The organism is Coriobacteriia bacterium (genome assembly GCA_013336165.1).
Lineage (GTDB): Bacteria > Actinomycetota > Coriobacteriia > Anaerosomatales > JAAXUF01 > JAAXUF01.
On the sequence record JAAXUF010000010.1, the window covers coordinates 44,181 to 64,591 of the forward strand.

The 20,411-nt window shown below is 59.2% G+C and carries 15 protein-coding genes and 1 pseudogene; 13 read left to right on the forward strand and 3 right to left on the reverse strand.

Features of this window, described 5'->3' with window-relative positions:
- The first annotated feature begins 9 nt into the window (after positions 1-9).
- Positions 10-513: a flavodoxin gene (locus HGA39_07730; GenBank protein NTW29232.1), complete on the forward strand. Its 504-nt coding sequence runs from the start codon at positions 10-12 to the stop codon at positions 511-513.
- A 29-nt stretch (positions 514-542) separates the two neighbouring features.
- Positions 543-1,562 carry a M48 family metalloprotease gene (locus HGA39_07735; GenBank protein NTW29233.1) on the forward strand — a complete coding sequence of 340 codons (1,020 nt, stop codon included), beginning with the start codon at positions 543-545 and terminating at the stop codon, positions 1,560-1,562.
- Between the two features lie 17 nt (positions 1,563-1,579).
- On the opposite strand, the gene HGA39_07740 is transcribed toward HGA39_07735, so the two are convergent.
- Complete coding sequence (locus HGA39_07740) at positions 1,580-1,990, reverse strand: DUF1801 domain-containing protein (protein NTW29234.1); 411 nt, start codon at positions 1,988-1,990, stop codon at positions 1,580-1,582.
- A gap of 49 nt (positions 1,991-2,039) precedes the next feature.
- Positions 2,040-2,903 (reverse strand): L-serine ammonia-lyase, iron-sulfur-dependent, subunit alpha, encoded by an 864-nt coding sequence (sdaAA, locus tag HGA39_07745; protein ID NTW29235.1) that lies wholly within the window; start codon positions 2,901-2,903, stop codon positions 2,040-2,042.
- Between the two features lie 307 nt (positions 2,904-3,210).
- On the opposite strand from sdaAA, the gene HGA39_07750 reads away from it, so the two are divergent.
- The 11 genes from HGA39_07750 to HGA39_07800 all read left to right on the forward strand — a co-directional run bounded on the left by HGA39_07750 (position 3,211) and on the right by HGA39_07800 (position 19,456).
- Positions 3,211-3,402, forward strand: coding sequence for a ferrous iron transport protein A (locus HGA39_07750; GenBank protein NTW29236.1), 192 nt, complete (start codon positions 3,211-3,213; stop codon positions 3,400-3,402).
- A gap of 10 nt (positions 3,403-3,412) precedes the next feature.
- Positions 3,413-5,278 carry a ferrous iron transport protein B gene (feoB, locus tag HGA39_07755; GenBank protein ID NTW29237.1) on the forward strand — a complete coding sequence of 622 codons (1,866 nt, stop codon included), beginning with the start codon at positions 3,413-3,415 and terminating at the stop codon, positions 5,276-5,278.
- 378 nt (positions 5,279-5,656) lie between these two features.
- Positions 5,657-7,138, forward strand: coding sequence for a helix-turn-helix transcriptional regulator (locus HGA39_07760; GenBank protein ID NTW29238.1), 1,482 nt, complete (start codon positions 5,657-5,659; stop codon positions 7,136-7,138).
- 608 nt (positions 7,139-7,746) lie between these two features.
- Positions 7,747-10,005, forward strand: coding sequence for a molybdopterin-dependent oxidoreductase (locus HGA39_07765; protein NTW29239.1), 2,259 nt, complete (start codon positions 7,747-7,749; stop codon positions 10,003-10,005).
- 15 nt (positions 10,006-10,020) lie between these two features.
- On the forward strand, positions 10,021-10,353 hold the full coding sequence (locus tag HGA39_07770; protein NTW29240.1) for an oxidoreductase: 333 nt from the start codon (positions 10,021-10,023) through the stop codon (positions 10,351-10,353).
- A 338-nt stretch (positions 10,354-10,691) separates the two neighbouring features.
- The gene (locus HGA39_07775; GenBank protein NTW29241.1) at positions 10,692-12,119 is read left to right on the forward strand and encodes a hypothetical protein; all 1,428 of its coding nucleotides are present in this window, start codon (positions 10,692-10,694) and stop codon (positions 12,117-12,119) included.
- 463 nt (positions 12,120-12,582) lie between these two features.
- Positions 12,583-14,955 (forward strand): molybdopterin-dependent oxidoreductase, encoded by a 2,373-nt coding sequence (locus tag HGA39_07780; GenBank protein NTW29242.1) that lies wholly within the window; start codon positions 12,583-12,585, stop codon positions 14,953-14,955.
- A gap of 11 nt (positions 14,956-14,966) precedes the next feature.
- Entirely contained in the window at positions 14,967-15,305 is a 339-nt protein-coding gene (locus tag HGA39_07785) for an oxidoreductase (protein ID NTW29243.1), read from the forward strand.
- A 91-nt stretch (positions 15,306-15,396) separates the two neighbouring features.
- On the forward strand, positions 15,397-16,776 hold the full coding sequence (locus HGA39_07790; protein NTW29244.1) for an MmgE/PrpD family protein: 1,380 nt from the start codon (positions 15,397-15,399) through the stop codon (positions 16,774-16,776).
- 29 nt (positions 16,777-16,805) lie between these two features.
- The gene (locus tag HGA39_07795; protein NTW29245.1) at positions 16,806-18,029 is read left to right on the forward strand and encodes an MFS transporter; all 1,224 of its coding nucleotides are present in this window, start codon (positions 16,806-16,808) and stop codon (positions 18,027-18,029) included.
- 245 nt (positions 18,030-18,274) lie between these two features.
- Positions 18,275-19,456, forward strand: coding sequence for an MFS transporter (locus tag HGA39_07800; GenBank protein NTW29246.1), 1,182 nt, complete (start codon positions 18,275-18,277; stop codon positions 19,454-19,456).
- Positions 19,457-20,024: 568 nt separating this feature from the next.
- Here the strand turns inward: HGA39_07800 and HGA39_07805 are convergent.
- Positions 20,025-20,114: pseudogene (locus HGA39_07805) on the reverse strand (antitoxin).
- Between the last annotated feature and the right edge of the window lie 297 nt (positions 20,115-20,411).

Sequence of the window (20,411 nt, forward strand, 5' to 3'; positions counted from 1 at the left end):
CGGGGTGTTATGGTTTCCGTTCTGGTTGCCTACGCGACCAAGTACGGCTCGACGCGCGAGGTAGCCGAAGCCGTCGCATCGAGACTGCACTCGCACGGAATCGAGACGTCCGTTCAAGCGGCGGGTGAGGTGCGTGATCTCGAGGGCTATTCTGCCGTGGTTCTCGGCACGGCGCTCTATTTCTTCCGCTGGCGCGGCGAGGCGCATCGGTTCATGAGACGTCATCACTCGGCACTGACCGCGATGCCGGTGGCGCTCTTTGGTCTCGGCCCCATCGAGGACACGCCTGAGCAGTTCGTCGGCGCACGCCAGCACCTGGACAAGGGGTTGGCGAAGCACCCTTGGCTGCATCCGGTCAGCATCGCTGTTTTCGGCGGGCGGGTTGAGCCGTCTTTGTTGCGCTTTCCGGACAACAACCCCGCGTTTCGCAGTATGGGATCACTTGACCTGCGTGACTTTGGCGCGGTGGACGACTGGGCGGATTCGCTCCTTGAGCCGCTTGGCCTTGCCTGAGCCCACCGAGACCTGCAAGGAGAACACAGATGCCGGCAGACCCGATCCGAGACCGCAGCGCGATGTTTGACAGGTTCGAGCCACTCCCAGAGCGGGCGCAGCGCAATCGCAAGCGTCTGCGGAACTTCTTGGTGGTATACGTCGCGCTGTCAAGCGTGTTGGTGGTGCTTGCCCTGCACGCAAGTGTCTTTCTGGTTCTGCTGTTCGGGGGGTATCAAGCTGGTGTGTCTGTTCTGCTCGGCTCGCTCTCATGGTTCATCGGGCGGTTTCCCGCCATCTTCTTCATGACATGGGCCGTGTGTGCGGTGCTCTTTGGGATCTTCTGTCTCAGGAGAGTGCGGCAAAGGGAGGCGGCGCTACTCGGGCGGTTGCGCGCCATCCCCGTTCCGACCGGATCGTATCCAGTGGCCAAGTCCGCACTTCACGATGCGGCGATCGTGAGCGGGATGCCCGTGCCGAGGCTTGCACTCATCCCCGACGGTTCAGTGAATGCCTTTGTGATTGCCTACACCCCCCAGACGGCATGGATCGGCGTCACCAATGGCCTCCTCGACCGTCTGTCTGAAAGCGAACTTCGCTGTGTATTCACTCACCTCATCGCTCGTGTGCGCGATGGGTCAGCACGGACCGCAACCGTTCTCGCTGAGCTTTTCGGTGCGGCATCTGAGGTGGGAAGCGCGGCAGATGGACTGCTGCAAGAGCGGGATGACAACCCCTCAGACGGGTCGCTGCTCTATCGCGCAATCAGGACGTGCTTCGGCATCACCTCATTCTTTGTCTTGGCCGGATACAGGCGAGCACAGGCGGTCAACGCGGAATGCGCCGACTCGGAGGGCATGCTTCTTGCCAAAGACCCCGAAGCGATGCTGGGTGCGCTCGAGAAGGTTCTTCCGGCAGACAATCGGCCCGGAAGCATATCGGAACCTCGGTTTCGGGATGACCTGTTTGGAGCACTCTTCTTCGCCTGGCCTGCGTTCAGCTTCAACGACGATCCCGAATTGGTCCGCATACAGCGGATGCGAGAGGTACTTGGCGCCGCAGGCGCATAAGAGGAATCCAGGACTTCTCAGCTCACAGCTTTCTTCACCAGCGCGCCGATCATCGTCTCTTCGGCTGCGGTCAACTCCGTCAGAGCGAACGCAACCGGCCACATGTGGCCCTCGTCAAGGTTCGCATCGTGCTGGAAGCCGAACGTCGCGTACCGCGTCTTGAACTTCTGTGCGCTTTGGAAGAAACAGATGACCTTGCCGTCCTTGGCGTACGCGGGCATCCCGTACCAGAGTTTCGGCGAGAGAATCGGCGCATTGGCTTTGATGATCGCATGGAGCCGCTCGGCCATGTCACGATCCGATCCCGACATCTCGGCGATGTTCGCAAGTACCTCGGCCTCGCCGTCAGCCTTGTTCGCACGCGGCCTGCGGCGAGCGGTCGGTTCCGTTGCGTTCTTCTTGGCCGTATCGGGTGCATCTTCGTTCATCTCAGGGGGTCTCCGTTCTCATTCCGGCGACAAGCGTTGCGTGGAGTTTCTACCCAGTCGCCAGCCCCGCAGCCATCTCGCGACCCTTGGGCGTTGCGGCTAGCCCGCCCTGCGCGGTCTCGCGTAGGCTCGGCGGAAGTGAGCGCCCCACCGACCCCATCGCATCGATGACCTGATCCAGCGGCACAGGGAACTCCACGCCGGCGAGCGCCATCTCGGTTGCCGCGAGCGCCACGGCCACACCGGTCGCGTTGCGGTACACGCACGGAACCTCAACCAGCCCGCCGATCGGGTCGCACACCAAGCCGAGCTGCCCCTGCAGCGCCAGTGCGGCTGCGTGCCCGGCCTGCTCGGTTGTTCCGCCCGAAAGCTGGACGGCCGCCGCAGCGGCCATCGCCGAGCCGGACCCGATCTCGGCCTGGCATCCGCCGGCCGCGCCCGAAAGCGTCGCGCGCGCTGCGATCACGGCGCCGATGCCCGCGGCCGCGAACAGCGCGTCGACGAGCGCGGCATCGTCTGCCCCGCACTGGGCGCCCACGTTCAGCACCACCGCCGGCAGCACGCCCGAGGCTCCTCCGGTGGGTGCGGCGACGATGCGTCCCATTGCGGCGTTGACTTCGCCGACCGCCAGTCCCGCCGCGATGGCGTCGCGCGCCATGCCGCCGAGCGGCCCCGCCCCCGACGCCGCGACCTTGGCGGCATCTCCTCCCACGAACCCCGAGCGCGACCGCGCGGAGCCTGAAAGCCCGGTCGCCACGGCCTCGCGCATCACGCCGAGCGTCTCGGCCATGCGGGCGTTGAGAGTGGCGGGATCCGCGCCGGTCTCGGCAGCTTCCCGCGCGAGCGCTGCCTTGCCGAGCGAACCGTGTTGGGCGCTGGCGATCAGCAGTTCCTGGAACGACGCGTAGGCCACGACGGCTCCCTTCGAGAGTACCAATGCGGTGCGCTTTCGCGTGCCTGCGGCGATTGTAGCGCGAAGAGGCTCTGGAGGGCGTCTCGGATCGAATCATTACTAAACATGTAAGATTTCGTTGACGGGTTGGCGAAGAGGGGAGTAGTATGCACGTAGAGATAGAATTAGCATAGGCTAAGTAACGAAGTTGGCGAAGTCGAACGAGTGGAAGGAGGAAGCCGTGAGCGACGCCACTACCAGCGCGGAGGTTCCGGTTCCCGCCATCTGCGAGTCGTGCACGCTGGACTGCGCGCGCAAGGGCGAGCGCATGGAGATCCTCTCAGTCGACGATCCTCACGCTCGAGTCCAAGCGCTGCGCCTCGGTATGGCCGAGGGCGCGTGCGTTCAATGTGTCACCCGTGTGCCCGCAGGTCCGCTTGTCATCCGCAGCGGCCGCCAGGAGATCGCTATCGGCCGCAAGCTCGCCGAGCGGATCAGCGTTCGCATGCTGGACGCATAGGCTGTCTCGCATGGCCGCCTCCAACGCCAGTTGCCACTCCGCCGGCGGGACACACGTTCGCGAGGGTGCCGAGGCCGTCGTCCTTGTCGGCAATCCCAACGTGGGCAAGTCGGTCGTCTTCAACGCATTGACGGGCACGTACGTGGACGTCAGCAACTTCCCGGGTACCACGGTCGAGCTGACGCGCGGGCGTCTCGGCGAGCATGATGTGGTGGATACCCCCGGCGTCTACGGCGTCTCGTCGTTCACCGATGAGGAGACCGTCGCGCGCGACATCATCTTGTCGGGCGATATCGTGGTCAACGTGGTCGATTCGGCGCATCTCGAACGCGACCTGTTCCTGACGCTGCAGCTGGCTGACATGGGCAAGCGCATGGTCGTCGCGCTCAACATGGCGGACGAAGCGCGCCATCAAGGAGTCGGCATCGACCGCGACCTGCTCGAGGACCTGCTCGGCGTGCCGGTTGTCGAGACCGTCGCTGTCGAAGGCGAGGGTATCGCCGAACTCAAGGCCGCCATTCCGCGAGCGCGTGTCGGCCATGCTGACCCGGAGCTTGCGCCAGTACTCGCCGAGACCGCCGAGCGCCTCGGCTGTTCGCGTGCTGAGGCGCTGCTGGTGCTGGAGGGCGACGAGGCGGTGAGCGAGCGTCTGGGCGCCGAGCCGGGCGGGGAGCGCGATGCGATCTACCTGCGCAGGCGCGCACGCGTCGACGACATGTGCGGCCACGTCGTCACCGAGTCGCTGCAGGGCGCGAGCTTCTCGGCGAAGCTATCGCACGCGATGATGCATCCGCTCACCGGCATTCCGATGCTGCTGGTGCTGCTGGGTGCGATCTACGTGGTGATCGGCAAGCTGGTGGCGGGGAATCTCGTCGGATTCCTGCAGGGCACGCTGATGGAAGGCCACTACATTCCTTGGGTGCAGGGGCTGGTCGGGCATCTTGCCGCGCCGAATTCTGCTGTCTTCGAGGTTCTGGCGGGGCAGTTTGGGCTGCTTACGATGGCGCCCTCAACGCTGCTCGGCGTGATACTGCCGCTGGTCACGGCCTTCTACCTGCTGCTTTCGCTTCTGGAGGACAGCGGATACCTTCTGAGAATCGCTACGCTCACGGACCGCATACTCGTTTCGATGGGCCTCAATGGCCGCGCGGTGATCCCGTTCATCCTCGGCCTCGGGTGCGTGACGATGGGCACGCTGTCCACGCGGGTTCTTGGCAGCAGGCGGGAGCGCTTCATCGCAACGGCGCTCATGGCGGTCACCGTGCCATGTTCGGCGCAACTCGCAATCGTCGCCGCACTCATGACCACGGCCGCGCCGATCTACACCGTTGCATACTTCGCCATCCTAGCCGCAGTGTTCATCGCGCTGGGCACGCTGCTGCACAAGCTCGTGCCCGGGCAGTCCAGCGATCTCCTGATCGACCTTCCTCCTCTTCGGTTGCCCCGCGTCGACAACATGCTGCGCAAGACCGGCATCAAGGCCTGGGGATTCATGCGCGAGGTGACGATGTTCTTCGCGGTGGGCACTCTGGTCCTCGGCCTGCTCAAGGTGACGGGCGCGCTCGGATGGATCACCACTGCGGCGGCACCACTGATGACGGGCTGGCTCGGGCTTCCGCGCGAGACGGCGACCGCATTCGTGATGGGCATGATCCGGCGCGACTTCGGCGCCGCTGGCTTCTTCTCGATGGACCTTACGAGCCCGCAACTCCTGGTCGCCATGGTCACGATCACGCTGTTCGTGCCATGCATCGCTTCGACCGTCGTGGTGCTCAAGGAGCGCGGTTGGCGCTACATGTTCGGACTGGTGGCGGGCTCAACGGGGTTCGCGGTACTTCTCGGCGGCGTGATCGCACACGTACTCAGGATCGCGTAGGGGAGGCGATGGGCGAGATGACGGTACAGGTGAAATGCCCAAAGTGCGGACTTAAGTCCGCAGAAGTACGTTGCCCGCGCTGCAATACGCTCAAGACGCGGGGCTGCGATGGGGTGTGCTCGGCATGCTTGACCGCGTGCGCGAAGGAGAAAAGCGTCGCTGACGGGAACTCCACGGCGTGAACTGCCTCCGAATGACCAGTGAGATGGTGGGGAAGAGTCAGATCGGCCGCACGTCGGCAGGTCGAACGATTCGCACGGCGCTGTACTTGCTCTAGGGCCCGTGTCGTATACTGTTTAGGCCGCCAACCTTCACATCAACTTGATGGATGGAGCCCCAGTTGTCTCTGCTGTCAGTCGCAATCCCTCTGAGTTGTCTATGAGCGACATGGCCGGTGCGATTTCCGATGCGCGTGCGACAGCAACGCGGAAAGAGGGCTCTCTTCTTGTCATTGGCCTAGTAGGATTCTCCTCATCTCTCACCTGGGTATTCCTCCTTCTCACTACCGCAGCGCCAACGGCCGTCCATTCCTGGTACGAATCGTGGTTCGTTCGCGTGATCATGATCGCCGGCGCAGCGATAGCGCTCTTTGTCTGCTGGCTTCTTGCGGAGTTCATCTCGCGCAGAAGCTGGTTCTTGCCGGTTGTCGGACTGTTGGCGTTGTCGAGTTGTTTGGTGTTGCTGTTCCCGTCCCTTGCCGACATTGCCCACGTCGTCTTCTTGGTGTGGGGACTTGCCGGCGCAGGAGGAGCTTGTGTGTTCCTCCTGTGGGGCGGGTTCTTCTCCGCACATGGGCGCAGCAGGGGTCTGCCTTACTTGGCCGGCAGCGTGTTGCTCGCGATGCTCCTCGCCTTGGGAATCTCGTTCCTTGGCCGATCGACCTCATTCGCACTTGCGACAATCCTCGAACTGCTCTCGATGGTAATCCTTGTGTCGTTGCAGAATCTCTGGCGTTCTTCGTCTCGCGAAGAGATCGAAAGCATCTCAGAGGCGGATGACCGTTCTGGTCCCTCATGGCAATCGGCATTGATGACAGGCGTGTTCGGTGTCGGCCTCAGCTTCTCGCTCTACTACCTTGTGGAACAAGCACTCCTCACCCCTCGTGTCATGTTCGCTTTGGGTGGTGCGGTGGGCCTCTCCTGCGTCGTCATACTGTTCGACGCGAGGAAGACCCATGTGATCACGAGAACCCTGCTGCTCAAACTCCTCGCGCCTTGTGTGGCCGTGGGCCTGTTCCCCATGCCGTTTCTGGGAGTGACAGGACGGGTTCTCTGCAACGCCTTTCTCCTCTTTGTGTTCATGACTCACGTGATCGTGAACCTCGGCGTGGCATCGAAGGAAGTCGGACTCACGGGACTTTCGCCTGTGCGGGTCTTCAGCATAAGTGGCGTGGCTGGGGCCTTTGGGATGATGGCCGGATGGCTACTGGGTTACGGGACCTTTCGCGTCGCCGATGGAGCGCTTGTCATCGCCGTGCCAATCGGGCTGATGTGCATGTTCATCCTCATCGCCGCCCTCATCGTGGAAGACCCGTACACCGACGGAGTGGCGCTTTCTTCGCCGCGGGGGGACTCGAGCGAGGAGCAGGACGCCGGTCCCTCAAGCTCGCGGGGAAAGAGTCTCTGGAAGCAGCGCTGTTCGATGGTCGCAGACCGCTACGGACTCTCGTCTCGCGAGAGTGAGGTGCTTTTCCTGCTGGCCAAGGGCCGTAATGCCGAGTACATCGAAAACAAGCTCTTCATCTCGAACCACACGGCGAAAGCCCACATATACAACATCTATCGGAAGACGGGTGTCCATTCGCGTCACGAGTTGATGGACCTGATCGAACGTTTCAACATCCCGAGAGAGCGAACCTGAGCAGGCTGCATTCCGCGCCACCGCTCTGCGCATTCTCAAACCCCTTGTACCCTCATTCGTCTTTCTTCAGGCGACAAACCGCAGTTCAGAGGCCCGACTAAGACTTGGTCACATAGGGCTCATCCCCAAGTCATATATCCGGGTCAATGTTGTCGGCGACATCGTTGCCTACACTCCTAGCAACAGCGGACCGCTAGCGCAGACGATGCCCCGTCCCGGCCAAAAGGCCTGGTGTGGTCGCTCTGCGGAAAGGAAGATGAGATGTGCTTTAGGCCAGCAGAAGCGGAATTGGGGCCGGTGCAGTGTCCGGGATGCGGGAAGAGGATCAACCGCATCGCGAGACAGCTGCCCAAAGAATGCCCATTCTGCGAGATTTCACTTGAGAGTCTACAAGAAGCCGCTCCCGGAACTCCCGGTGCTTCAGGAGCACCGAAGGCCCCCGGAGCACCGAAAGCACCAGTAGCGCCGAAGGCCCCCGGAGCACCGAAGGCTCCTTCGGCGTCTGAGTAGCCTTACGCCCCGCGACTGCTCCTCGGAATGACGTGGGGAGAGCCAGGAACCGGTTGTTCAAAGCAGATAAGAATCTGAGACAGAGAAGGGAGCATGTGATGTCGGAAAGGATCGTGGACTGTGGTGACGGTGTCATAAAGTTCCGTACCTGCGCGTGGTCGCCTCCAGGCGATCATCCGGTAGGGTGCGGCATGTACCTCCACGTGAAGGACGGCAAGGTCGTCAAGGTTGAGGGAGATCCGGAGCATCCCATCACAAACGGGAGACTGTGCGTTCGCTGCCTGACACTTCCCGAGTATATGTATCACAAGGACCGCATCATCTATCCGATGAAGCGCGCCCGCGAAGACCGCGGCAAAGACAAGTGGGAACGCATCACCTGGGATGAGGCCCTCGACATCATCGAGGAGCGCGTGAACCACATCAAGGCCGAGTGGGGCGCCGAGGCGATCGTGGCCTTCCAGGGCACCGGCCGCGAGGCAACCCTCTACAAGAGTCCTTTGGCGTATGCCGCTTTGGGAACTCCCAACTCGTGCTTCCCGATGAGTGGAGACTCCTGCTACGGACCTCGAGTCAGTGTTGCAGACTTCCTTCTGGGCGCCGGCTATCCCGAGCTGGACTACGCTGCGTACTTCCCGGATCGCTACGATCACCCGGGCTACGAAGTCCCCAAGTACATTCTCATGTGGGGCAAGGATCCGTTGTTCTCCAACCCCGACGGTTTCTTCGGCCACGCGATCATCGACCTGATGAAGCGCGGCACGAAGTTCATTACGGTCGACCCGCGTCTCACGTGGATCGGCGTCCGGGCCGAGTACCATCTGCAGCTACGTCCCGGCACCGATGCCGCACTTGGCCTCGGTATGCTGAACGTCATCATCTCTGAGGATCTCTACGATCACGATTTCGTCGAGAAGTGGTGCTACGGCTTCAAGGCATTGGCCGCGCGCGCTGCCGAGTATGACCTCGACACGGTTGAGAAGATCACCTGGGTTCCCAAAGAGACAATCGCAGCCGCCGCGCGGGCGTTTGCAACCAACTCGCCTTCTTCGGCGATGTGGGGTCTCGCAATCGACACGAACACCAACGGTGTGCAGGCGGGTCACGCTTTCCTCGCGCTGGTCGCTATCACCGGCAACTTCGATATCCCCGGTGGCGTGACGCTGGCAGTGCCGGCGAGCTTCATGGGCAAGTGGCGTTATGAGTGCGCCCAGCAGCTTCCTCCGGGCATGATCGAGAAGCAGATCACCGACCCCAAGTACGTCGGCTTCACTGCCGCTCATGTCATCGCGCACCCCGACTGCATTCTGGACACGTTGGAGACGGAGAAGCCTTATCCGCTCAAGATGGCATGGTTCTACTCGTCCAACTTGCTGGCCAACACATCAGCGGCTCAGCCGAAGCGTTGGTACGACGCCCTGAAGAGACTCGAGTTCAACGTCGTGAACGATCTCTTCATGACCCCCACGGCGATGGCGCTATGCGACCTCTTCCTGCCGATGTCCACCTTCGCCGAGCACGACGGTATCGTCCTGCCGCACTTCGGCCGTAACACCCACGCGGTCATGGCCATGAACAAGGCGGTCACCGTTGGTGAGTGCATCTCGGACCTTGAGCTCGACTTCCTGGTCGGCAAGCGTCTCAATCCCAAGGCATGGCCCTGGGAGACAGTCTCGGACTTCTTCACCGAGCAGATCAAGCCGTCGTTGGGAGTCACGTTCCCTGAGTTCCAGGACATCGGCGTCATCCAGCAGAAGTTCGAGTACAAGAAGTACGAGAAAGGCCTCCTGAGATCAGACGGTGAGCCAGGCTTCAACACGCCGACAGGAATGATCGAGCTCAAGTCGAGCTTGTACCCGGGTTGGGGCGAAGACGCGCTCCCGTATTTCGAGGAGCCTGTCTACAGCCAGATCAGCAAGCCCGAAGATGCCGAGAGGTACCCCCTGGTCATGACCACAGGCGGCAGGAACACGGCCTCCTTCCATTCGGAGCACCGTCAGATCGCGTCGCTTCGCGCCATCACACCCGATGCCATCGTTCAGATTCATCCCGATACGGCCGCCGCATACGGCATCGAAGAGGGCGACTGGGTGCTGATCGAGAATCAGCTCGGGTGCGGTATTGAGAAGGCCCATCTTTCGCCCATCGTCGATCCTCGCGTCGTTCACGCGGCGCACGGCTGGTGGTACCCGGAGCAGGAGGGCGAGGAGCCCAACCTCTTCGGTGTCTGGAAGTCGAGCATCAACAGCATGATCCCCCACAAGACCATCGGAAAGCTCGGCTTCGGCGCGCCCTACAAGAATGTGATGTGCCAAATCCGCAAGGTTGATAGTTTCGAGATCCCCGTCGAGGATTAGAGAAGGAGGTATCCTGTGAAAACCCATGGATTGCTGATCGACTACAAGTACTGCACTGGTTGCCATGCCTGTGAGGTGTCGTGCCGCAACGAACACGATATCCCCCTCGAAGAGTGGGGCATCCGGCTTACCCAAATGGGCCCCATGAAGCTCGGTGGCAAGTGGACATGGAACTATGTGCCTGTTCCGACCGACCTCTGTGACTTGTGCATTGACAGGACTGAGGCCGGGAAGCTGCCCGCATGCGTGCTTCATTGTCTGGGCAACTGTATGGAAGTTGTGCCTGTGGAGGAGATCTCTGCGAAGATGGCCGAGAAGGGCGATACGGTCGTCTGCTTCATCCCCTAGTCGCTGCTGAGTGCTCCAACTCGAACCGGTCGGGGGTTTGCCCCCGGCCGGTTTCCTGCTTGGATGATGAGGAGCCATACCGCTGAGTGAGAGTTGGCTATCCCCGGCGGACAGTCCACAGCAGGCTCCAAGGATCCAAGCGGGGCATGTGGGGCCGAGAAGGTTCGTGAGGCACGGTATTCGCTCATGCGAAAGACGCCTTCTCGGAGTCGTATCGCGCTGTCGCATCGAGGAGACCGATCCCCGTGAAGCCGATACGTAGGCACGTTGCCTAGGCAGTACAATCTTTATGTCATGCACTGAAGCCAGAGGGAACTTCTTTCGGTAACGGAGACCCAATGAGAGAACCCGTCAGTCCGCACGGTTCGTTCTTGACCGACTGGAAGTCCCTGACTGAGGTCGACAAGTGGTCGACGAACTTGCTTTTCAGCTTGGGCTTGATTGGATACTCTCTTTGCTCTACGTGGTCCCTCTTGCTGTATTACTCTCCCGCTCCAATAACTGCGACGGCATCAGGGCAGTCTCTGCAACAGCTGTGCCGTATCACGTTTCTCTCTTTTCTCACATTGACCTTTGTAGTGATATGGTTGCTCTCTAAAAGAATGACATCAAAGAAGAGAGCAACCATATTCTCCGTAATACCGTTTGCAATTGCTATCATAACATGCGCTATTCTACTTGTTCCTAAGGTGGGCGCACCATTTGTTATTATTGCATGGGGAATATCAGGCATAGGATACGCATGTTTAGTGCTCAATTGGGTGCACTTTCTCGGATCTATGGATCGTGGGCGTCTGGATCTGTATGCAATCACTACAACTATCATATCTGGTACGCTCTACATCATAGTTTCATATATGCAGTACACTCCTCTGATAATTGCGATCTCTGTTATAGCGATGCTCTCGGCATCCCTCTGCGGGTTTCTATCGGGGAAGCTTCCGGCAATACCGGTATCAAGAGATACTCCAAAGAAAGCTAGAGCGCTGATTGCAGGCAAACCGTTTTTGTCGTCACTGATCTACAGTATTGCAATGGGATTGGCAGGCAGTTCTGCTATCGGGTTCGTATCGGCATACGGCGCCTTGTTCATTGGGATGAGTATTGTCGCAGCGGGGTTCTTCATTGCATTTGCAAGCAGGAGATTCGGCAAGAACCTCAAGCCCTTAATGGCCAGATGGACCATTCCATTCATAACGCTCACGATACTGCCGATGCCGTTCGTAAACGCCCCAGGCAGGTTCGCATGTTCGTGCGTTCTTCTCGCGGCGTGCTTCTGCCGATCAATCGTGAATCGCCAAGCCCAAGTACTGGTCGTCAGTCGCTCAGGCTACTCGCTGGGGGCATTTTCTTACGGAAGACTTGCCAATGTCATTGGTGCGCTGATCGGCTGGGTTCTAGGGTACTTGGCGTTCTCCGGCGCTGCCAGAACCAATGAGATGGCAGTCGTGATCATCATCTCAACGGCTGCCCTATTCGTAGTATTCGGCACGTTCATCATCTCCGACTATTTTCCCGCGCAGCAGGAACCCAAGGACGGAAAAGGTCGCTGCGAGCAGATCGCGGAGCAATTCGGTCTGTCGGAAAGACAGCTCGAAGTGATGACGCTGCTTGCTAAGGGCAGGGACACGGAGTACATCACCGAGGCCTTGGTGCTGTCAAACCACACGGTCCGCACCCACATCTATGCAATCTACAAAAAGCTGAATGTGCACTCGAAGCAGGAGCTGCTCGACATCATCGAAGGGGAACAGGCGAAGGAGTAGGGACTCTTCGAGACGTCTGGTTTGGGCAGCGACTCTGCAACGTAGCAGCCCCGGTTGTGCCGAGGCGGGCAGCGCGCCCGGACGGCAGTGTGTGGCATATGGCCCCGCCTTCCACGCATCTGCGTGCATGCCGTACTCCGCTCCGTGATCACGCCCAGCAGACCCATCATCTCATTCTCATCTGACCATAAAACCGCAGGTCAGAGGCCTAAGTAATACTCTATCGCATAGGGTCATCAATCAAGTCATATATCCGGGGCAATGTCCCCGCGGTCGAAGCTGAGTAGGATCACGTCGGCGTCAGGAAGCAGTTCCTCGCGCTTTCTCGAAGTCAGGGCACAACGAGCGTTTCCGGAAGAGAAGACGCCAGTCGTTGTCTGTACGCATCGTCGGGAGAGGAGGCAAGGGCTGGCATCGCAAACGTGCGGCGTTCATCTGAGTGTAATTTCGAAAGGAGAGCGGAATGGCAGATTACAAGGAGTTTCTCGAGACTCTCAACCGTAAGGCTTATCACGAAGGCGAGTGGCGTTGGAAAGAGGGAGACCTCACCGTTACTCGCACGAACCACTGGTCACCCCCTGGCTGTCACAACGGCTGCGGCATTCTCCTCTTCACCGACGAGAACGAGAAGCTCGTCGGAATTGAAGGCGATCCGCTTGCGCCGTTCAACGGTGGGAAGCTTTGCATGCGCTGCCTCGACATGGTCGAAGCAGTCAACAACCCATCGCGCCTGAAGTACCCCATGCGTCGCGCCGGCGAGCGTGGCGAGAACAAGTGGGAGCGCATCTCTTGGGATGACGCAGTCGCCGAGATCGTAGAGAAGACGAATGCGGTCAAGAAGGAATACGGCTCGAACTCGATTGCGCTCGTGCATGGGACTGGCCGCAACATCGGCTGGCAGCTTCCGTACTTCGCCTCGGCCGGCCTCGAGACTCCGAACGTCTCGAACTTCGGCTTCACGGGTTTTGCCTGCTATCTGCCGCGCATGATCGGCGCTTCGGCAAAGATGGGCGAGATGACGATCATCGACGTCTCGGAGGGCCACGAGGATCGGTACGCGAGCGAGAAGTTCGTTGCACCCGAAGTCGTCATGGTCTGGGGCAACGAGCCGCTGAAGTCAAACGCCGACGGCTTCCTCGGACACTGGATTGTCCAGTGCATGCAGATGGGAACGAAGATCATCTCGATCGACCCTCGTCTGACGTGGCTTGGCTCGCGGGCCGAGTACTTCCTACAGGTTCGCCCCGGCACGGACGCGGCTCTGGGTATGGCGCTGCTCAACGTGATCATCACCGAGGACCTTGTCGATCATGAGTTCATCGACAACTGGTGCTTCGGCTACGAGCAGCTTGTCGAGTCCATCCAGGACAAGACTCCGGAGTGGGCGGCTGAAGTGTGCGGTCTCGACGTTGACGATATCGTTGGCGCGGCGCGCATGTACGCCAACGCGAGCAGCGCCTCGATTCAGTGGGGGCTTGCGTTCGAGCAGCAGATATCTGCTCTCGGCGTGACTTCTGCGGCATGCGATCTCATGGCCATCACCGGAAACGTTGACAACCCGGGTGGCAACTTGCTCATCAAGTGCGCGTTCGACATCGAGAAGCGCTACGGCCTCGGTGACGACCTGATTCCGAGAGACGTATATGCCAAGAAGCTGACCTCTTCGGCTGGTATCGAGAATTCGGACATCGTCTCCTGCGCGGCATCTGACACCATTCTGCATGCTGTCGAAACAGGGGAGCCGTATCCCATCAAGATGATGTGGATCCAGAGCGGAAACCCGCTGGCCTGTTCTGCGATGGATGCCCCTCGCATCCTCGAGGCAATCAGGAGCATCGATTTCGTAGTCGTGGCCGATCCGTTCATGACCCCGACCGCAGTCGCTTGCGCCGACATCGTACTTCCCGTCGCCATGAGCTGCGAACGCAACTCCGTTCGCACGTGGTGGACTCCGGCCCGCTCCATCTCCAAGTGCTCGAGCTACTACGAGGCAAAATCGGATGAGGATATCGTTCTGACGATCGGCAAGGCGCTTGTTCCCGACAACTGGCCTTGGAAAGACGACAAGGAATTCTCCACTTGGTATCTCACTGACCAACGTGCCAAGAACGGAACCACGTACGAAGGCGACTTCGAGGAGCTTCAGGCTCGGGGCGGGTTCAAGTACTGGGACTGGGACGCCACGTATAAGAAGTACGAGAAGGGCATGTGCCGTGAGGACGGAGCCTTGGGCTTCGATACTCCGACCGGGCGCTTCGAGCTCTGGTCGTATGGATACGTCCACTGGGGTGTCGATCCGATGCCGTATCACATTGAGCCCAAAGATGGCCCTGCCAATCCCGAGATGTTCAAGGATTACCCCATCATCGCGACGTGCGGTGGCCGCTCCTACGAGTTCTTCCACAGCGAGAACCGTCAGCTTCCCACGATGCGCGAGTTCCATCCGGATCCGCTCGTCATGATCAACCCCAGTACCGCAGCCGAGTACGACATCAGCGAAGGCGACTGGATTTGGATCGAGAGCCCCCACGGTCGATTCAGGCAGAAGGCGACCCTGTTCGTAGGCATCAAGCCAGGTGTCGTGCACGCCGAGCACGGTTGGTGGTTCCCGGAGAAAGAGGCCGCTGAGCCGGTTCTCTTCGGTACGTTCGACTCGAATCCGAACAACCTGACCAAGGCGTTTGAGACCGGTCAAGGCGGTATCGGTTCCGGCATCAAGAGCTTCCTGGTTCGTGTCTACAAGTGCCAAGAAGGCGACACGATGCCAGGCGAGCAGGTAACGAGACTCGGCGGATTCGGCGACTACGTCCGTGGCGAAACCCGTGGGCAGAGATAGGAGGCGTAAACATGAAGGGAATTCTCGTCAATTACGAGTACTGCACCGGCTGCCACAGCTGTGAGGTGGCTTGCAAGAAGCATCTCGATCTGCCGAAGGGCGAATTCGGCATCAAGCTTACAGAGACCGGACCCTGGAAGTACGAGGCGACGGAGCAGGCCGGTACGTGGGAGTGGAGTTACCTTCCCGTGCTGACCAAGGCGTGCGACATGTGCGAGGACCGTGTGGCCGAGGGCAAGATGCCGATGTGCGTACAGCACTGCCAGGCCTGGTGCATGTATCACGGCGAAGTTGAGGACCTTGCCAAGAAGCTCGACGGCAAAACTCGCTGGGCGCTTCTCACCCGCTAGGCGTCACGACTCTTGGAGATGCTGAGCTCCTGTCCATCAGGAGGTGGATAGGAGCTCAGCTCCGGAAGATCGAGTACGGGAGGAGGAAGAAGTGAACGTCACGGAACAGGTATGCAAGCATCTTGTGGAAACCGGGTTCGATTCTATCGACGCCAAGGCGATCGCACGTGCGAAGGTCAGGATTCTGGACTCACTTGGCGTCATCGCTGCTGGCGCGCGTGCCCCGGGGTGCGGAGAACTGGTTGAGTTGGCGACTCGTTGGGGCGGGCAAGGCGAATCCACAGTCTTGGTTCATGGCCTCAAGGTGCCGGCCCACAATGCGGCAATGGTCAACAGCATGATGATGCGCTCCTTCGATTTCGAGGCTATTGAAGCTGAAGGAGAGAATCATACGAGCAGCGCGGCGCACATCAGCGGCACTACGGTACCGGTTGCTCTCGCAGTCGCGGAGAAGCAGAGGGCAAGCGGCAAAGAGCTGCTCGCGGCGCTTGCACTCGGTGACGATCTCACGGCTAGACTCGGATCGGCATCGGGGTTCGACGTCTACGGAGGTTGGGACAACACCGGGACGATGAACGCGCTTGGCGCGACCGCTGTAGCCGGTAGGCTTCTCGGTCTTAATACCGTCCAACTCGACCAGGCGCTCGGAATAGTCGAGAACCAGCTCTCGGGAGTCATTGACAACATCGATGACAAGACCATGAGTTTCAAGCTTCCGATGTGTCTGTCCGCGCGCAACGCGATCTTCTCTGCCGAGTTTGCCCAGATGGGGTTCACGGCAATGCGCGACGCGATCGGCGGGTCCCACGGGTTCTTCAAGATGTACTGCGGGAACCCCGATCCCGAGAAGCTCATGAGGGGTCTTGGAGAGATCTACTACGCGGATTGCGTAATCAAGCCTTGGTCGGCCTGTCGTGCCACCCACCCGGCAATCAACGCCTGCGTCGAAATCGTTACGCAGAACAGCGTAGACGTCGAAGACATTGAAGCAGTGGTCATTCACGTCACTCCTCGTACCCTGAAGGGCTTCGTCGGGCAGCCCTTTGAGATGGGCGATACACCGCAAATCAGTGGGGCCTTCAGCATTCGATTCGCTTCTGCCAACGCGATTCTGCGCAAGACGGTGCGCCCGGAGCATTTCGCTCCTGAAATGATGAATCAACCCGAACTGACGGCGCTCTTGGACAAGATCACGCTGGTCGACAGTCTGGAGCCTGCGGAGTATCTGACGGCGAACGTCGAGGTGAAAATGAAGGACGGCGCAGTCTACTTCGCCAGGACTGAAGTCCCTAAGGGCGACATCTTCAAGAATCCGATGAGCTATGAAGAGATTGTTGACAAATATCGTCTGAATCTGAAGTTCACACAGACGATATCAGATCAAGTTGCAGAAGAGGCCAAAGATCTTGTCGAGAATATGGAGGAATTAAACGACATAGGGAAATTGATAAGTCTCTTTGGAGCAAAATAACAACTGTCGATGCTTAGAAGGGGTGTCTGATGGAGAAGGATCCAGAAGTGAAGACGTCGGTTGCTGACGTAATCAAGAAGAACTATGGTTTTGGGGTGCAAGCCGCCGCGTTAGCGGTCATCACGTTCCAGTACGCGAAGGGCTTCTCGACGCCAGCCCTTGGCGCGATCACAAAGGCATTTCCGAACGTCCCCGTCGAGACGGTCAAGCAGATCGAGAGTCTCCCGTCTCTGATGGCGATCTTCGGCGCAATCGCCGTGGGTGTGCTTGAGCGCTTCATGAAGAAGAGGACGATCCTGTGGATCGCCATGCTCTGCACGTTGCTCGGCGGCATCGCACCTGCTTTCTTGAACGACATCAACAGCATTCTGATTGCTCGTATCGTGCTCGGTTTTGGGCGAGGCATGATCTTCCCGATGTCAAGCTCGTTCATCGCGGACCTGTTCTCGGGCGATGTACGTGATCGGCTAATGGGATACAAGACCGCTGTGGGCGCGTTGTCGGGATCGGCATTCCAGCTCATCGGTGGAGCGCTCGCCGTCATGTCTTGGAGATACACGTTCATCGCCTATCTGTTCATCGTTCCGATCATCCTGCTTGTAGCGATCAAGCTGCCTGAACCTGATGTGAAGCCCATACCCGTGGGGTCGGGTAGGGCCCAGATGTCCATGTGGGTTTGGGTAATCATCATCTGGGCTGGTGTCTACAACTTCTTCCAGTTCTCGATGTTCACCAACATGGCAATTACGGTTGCAAAGACCAAGCTCGGAACCGCTGCGCTGTCCGGAACCCTGCTGACAACGGTTACCTTGTCGTCAGCGGTTGGCGCAACGCTATACGGTTACATCCGGAAGTACACGAAAGGGTTTGAACTCCCGGCGTCTGTCGTCCTTGTGGCAACAGGATTCCTCATCCTTGTTACGAAGGTCAGCATTCCTAACTACTACTTTGGTGCAATCGTCTGGGGCCTTGGCTTCGGCATCTTCAACCCAGCCCTCATCATGGCCACGGTTAGGGCACTGCCGCGCGAGTCTGCGACGATGGGACTGTCGATTCTCGCTGGAGTTCAGAACGGTGGTCAGTACCTCTCCTCGTTCGTTCTGGTCTTCCTTGGCGGTCTTGCCGGAGTCTCAGGAACACTTGCCGGTTGGCAGATTTCCTGGGTGGGTTGCTACGTCATGGCGGCCTTAGCGTTGGTAGGCATCTTGTACATAAACGGAAAGACCAAGAACAACCCAGAACTAGTCGCCTAGCCTCTCTGAGGCTAGGAAGCTCTCCTAGGATATAGTTGTGCCCGCTGGCCGAGTGTTCGACGCGGGCAGCGGGCACAACTCGTTCTTCTGCTGCGTGGCCACAAGTGAATCAGCCAGCCAATCTGACAGATGGGCAGAACAGTATGTGCGCAGTCGAGGGAAGCCGATCCGTACGGAAGATTCACTATGCGTGGATCATAATGATCGGCTGTTGTTTTCTGCAGGCCGGTGGGATCGGCGCTGCGATGGATTCGGCGGGTGTGTTCTTTGTGCCGGTGTGCACGGCGCTCGGGTTCACAAGGGCGGAACTCTCGACGTACTTGACCGCATATTTCATCGGGACAACTTTGGCCATGCCGTTCGTGGGCAAGTATCTTACCAAGCTGAACTTGCGCCTGATCATGAGCATCTGTGCCGTCTTGGTTGCCGGAGCGATAGCCCTCATGGGAACGTATACACAGGTCTGGCAATGGCAACTCTCGGGTCTGGTGCTTGGTCTTGCGGGTTCCTGCATCTTCATTCTTCCGGCTGCAAGCATGATATGCAACTGGTTTTCGAAGAAGCGCGGCATAGCATACGGCGTCGTGACGTCCTTCTCAGGAATAGGTGCAGCGGTATTTGCACCGCTACTGAACTACTACATCTCCGCATTTGGCTGGCGGATTGCCTATGGCATTGCGGGTCTAATCTGTATTGCGTGCATCCTTCCGTGGACACTGTTTGTGTTTCGCTTGCGGCCTGAAGACATGGGCATGAAACCCTATGGGTATGAAGAGACCTCCGAAGACAGCGGTTCAGTGCAACGTCACGGGATATCTTTCGCCAGAGCTTGGAAATCAGTCTCTTTCATAGCCCTATTCGTCTTTGGAGGTGTCGTTGCTGCCTATCACGGCATCAATCCCCACCTGCCAGGGTTTGCACAATCGATTGGCTACAGTGCGGCCACGGGGGCGCTTCTGATATCTGCAATCTCTATTGGAAGCATTGCGGATAGATTGTTGATGGGTGTTCTCAACGATAGGTGGGGGGTTCAGAAGACTACACTGCTACAACTGGTGGTAGTCTCGATGGGACTACTAGGCTTCATGTCCCTCATCATATTCCGAATCCCTATCAGCAGTGCCCAGTACGTAATACTAGTGGCAGCACTGTTCTTTGGTGTTCATGACTCATTGATGTCGGTGAGCATACCGTTGCTTATTCGACAGATATTTGGATCAAAGGACTACACGGCTATTCACGCGAACATACGCGTTGGAGTCGGTCTATTTGGCGCGGGCGCTCCAGTAGCAGTTGGTTATCTATATGACACGACAGGTGGCTTCGTCGGAGCGTTTGCGGGCCTGATCGCGGTTAGCATCCTAGGCGCGCTCCTCATCGTAATTGCCTACATCGGTAGAAGACTTTTGACGTTCGATCCAGTGTAGAAGGTCGCTTTTCGTCTCTATCTCGGCCACTGCCTCTCTTCGACGGGTGGTAGACAGCATGCGCACAAACAGCGCGTGGCATTCCATGCGTAAGCCCCACTATGCTTGGGCGATAATGATCGGCTGTTGTTTCCTGCAGGCAGGTGGGCTGGAAGCGCCTGGTCTTTGATTAGCTGACACGCAGCCGAGGACTCTGAGAGCTCCTGTGAGCGTCAAGGAACCGGCACCGCAGCTCCACTGCTACGCGAGCCCGACGTGAAGGGCTCGATCATGTAGGCGTATGCCGGGAATAGGCCATTTTGCCCGATACTGACGGGCGACTTCCTACTGTTGGTGTGATGGCGGAGCGCACGGTCTTCTGGGATAGTCTCTGTAGTGGCGTTGTGCTCGAGCGGGTCGAGTTACCCGTCGTGCGAGTTCGGCGTAGAACGAAAGTGTCTTGAGAAGGAGAGAAACATATGTGCTTCAGACCGGCAGCAGTATCGATACAGAACATCTGCTTGAAGTGCCAGGCCGTCAACGCTGATGCAGCGGAGGTCTGCGAGAAGTGCGGCGCAGACCTTCCGAAAATGCCACCCCGCCCGGGAGCACCAGGCGCAGGTGCACCCGGTGCACCAGGCATGAAGGCCCCAGGCGCACCCGGAGCTCCGGGTGCCGGAGCGCCGAAGGCGCCTCCCGTCGCACCCAAGGCACCTCCGGTGCCGCCTAAGCAGTAAGTCCCCAAGAACCGCATTGGTCTTGAACGTCGGCCGGGAACCGTATCCAAGGTTCCCGGCCGACGCTGTTATGCGACCCATCGGCTCCGTATCCCGGGCCGCGACGCTATACAGCCGAGACGCGCCTCACGCTTGTGATCCCGGGTTGCTCGGCGATTCGGGCTGCCGAGGCGTCGTCGACGATGACGTCGGTCTCGATCAGCATGAGTGCCCCTGCGCCGCGCCGCTCGCGCGAGACC

Coding starts and splice junctions, on each gene's coding strand:
- HGA39_07730 (NTW29232.1), top strand. CDS start 10: ATGGTTTCCGTTCTGGTTGCCTACGCGACCAAGTACGGCTCGACGCGC.
- HGA39_07795 (NTW29245.1), top strand. CDS start 16,806: ATGGAGAAGGATCCAGAAGTGAAGACGTCGGTTGCTGACGTAATCAAG.
- HGA39_07735 (NTW29233.1), top strand. CDS start 543: ATGCCGGCAGACCCGATCCGAGACCGCAGCGCGATGTTTGACAGGTTC.
- HGA39_07740 (NTW29234.1), bottom strand. CDS start 1,990: ATGAACGAAGATGCACCCGATACGGCCAAGAAGAACGCAACGGAACCG.
- HGA39_07750 (NTW29236.1), top strand. CDS start 3,211: ATGGAGATCCTCTCAGTCGACGATCCTCACGCTCGAGTCCAAGCGCTG.
- HGA39_07760 (NTW29238.1), top strand. CDS start 5,657: ATGAGCGACATGGCCGGTGCGATTTCCGATGCGCGTGCGACAGCAACG.
- HGA39_07765 (NTW29239.1), top strand. CDS start 7,747: ATGTCGGAAAGGATCGTGGACTGTGGTGACGGTGTCATAAAGTTCCGT.
- HGA39_07780 (NTW29242.1), top strand. CDS start 12,583: ATGGCAGATTACAAGGAGTTTCTCGAGACTCTCAACCGTAAGGCTTAT.
- HGA39_07800 (NTW29246.1), top strand. CDS start 18,275: ATGGATTCGGCGGGTGTGTTCTTTGTGCCGGTGTGCACGGCGCTCGGG.
- HGA39_07775 (NTW29241.1), top strand. CDS start 10,692: ATGAGAGAACCCGTCAGTCCGCACGGTTCGTTCTTGACCGACTGGAAG.
- HGA39_07785 (NTW29243.1), top strand. CDS start 14,967: ATGAAGGGAATTCTCGTCAATTACGAGTACTGCACCGGCTGCCACAGC.
- feoB (NTW29237.1), top strand. CDS start 3,413: ATGGCCGCCTCCAACGCCAGTTGCCACTCCGCCGGCGGGACACACGTT.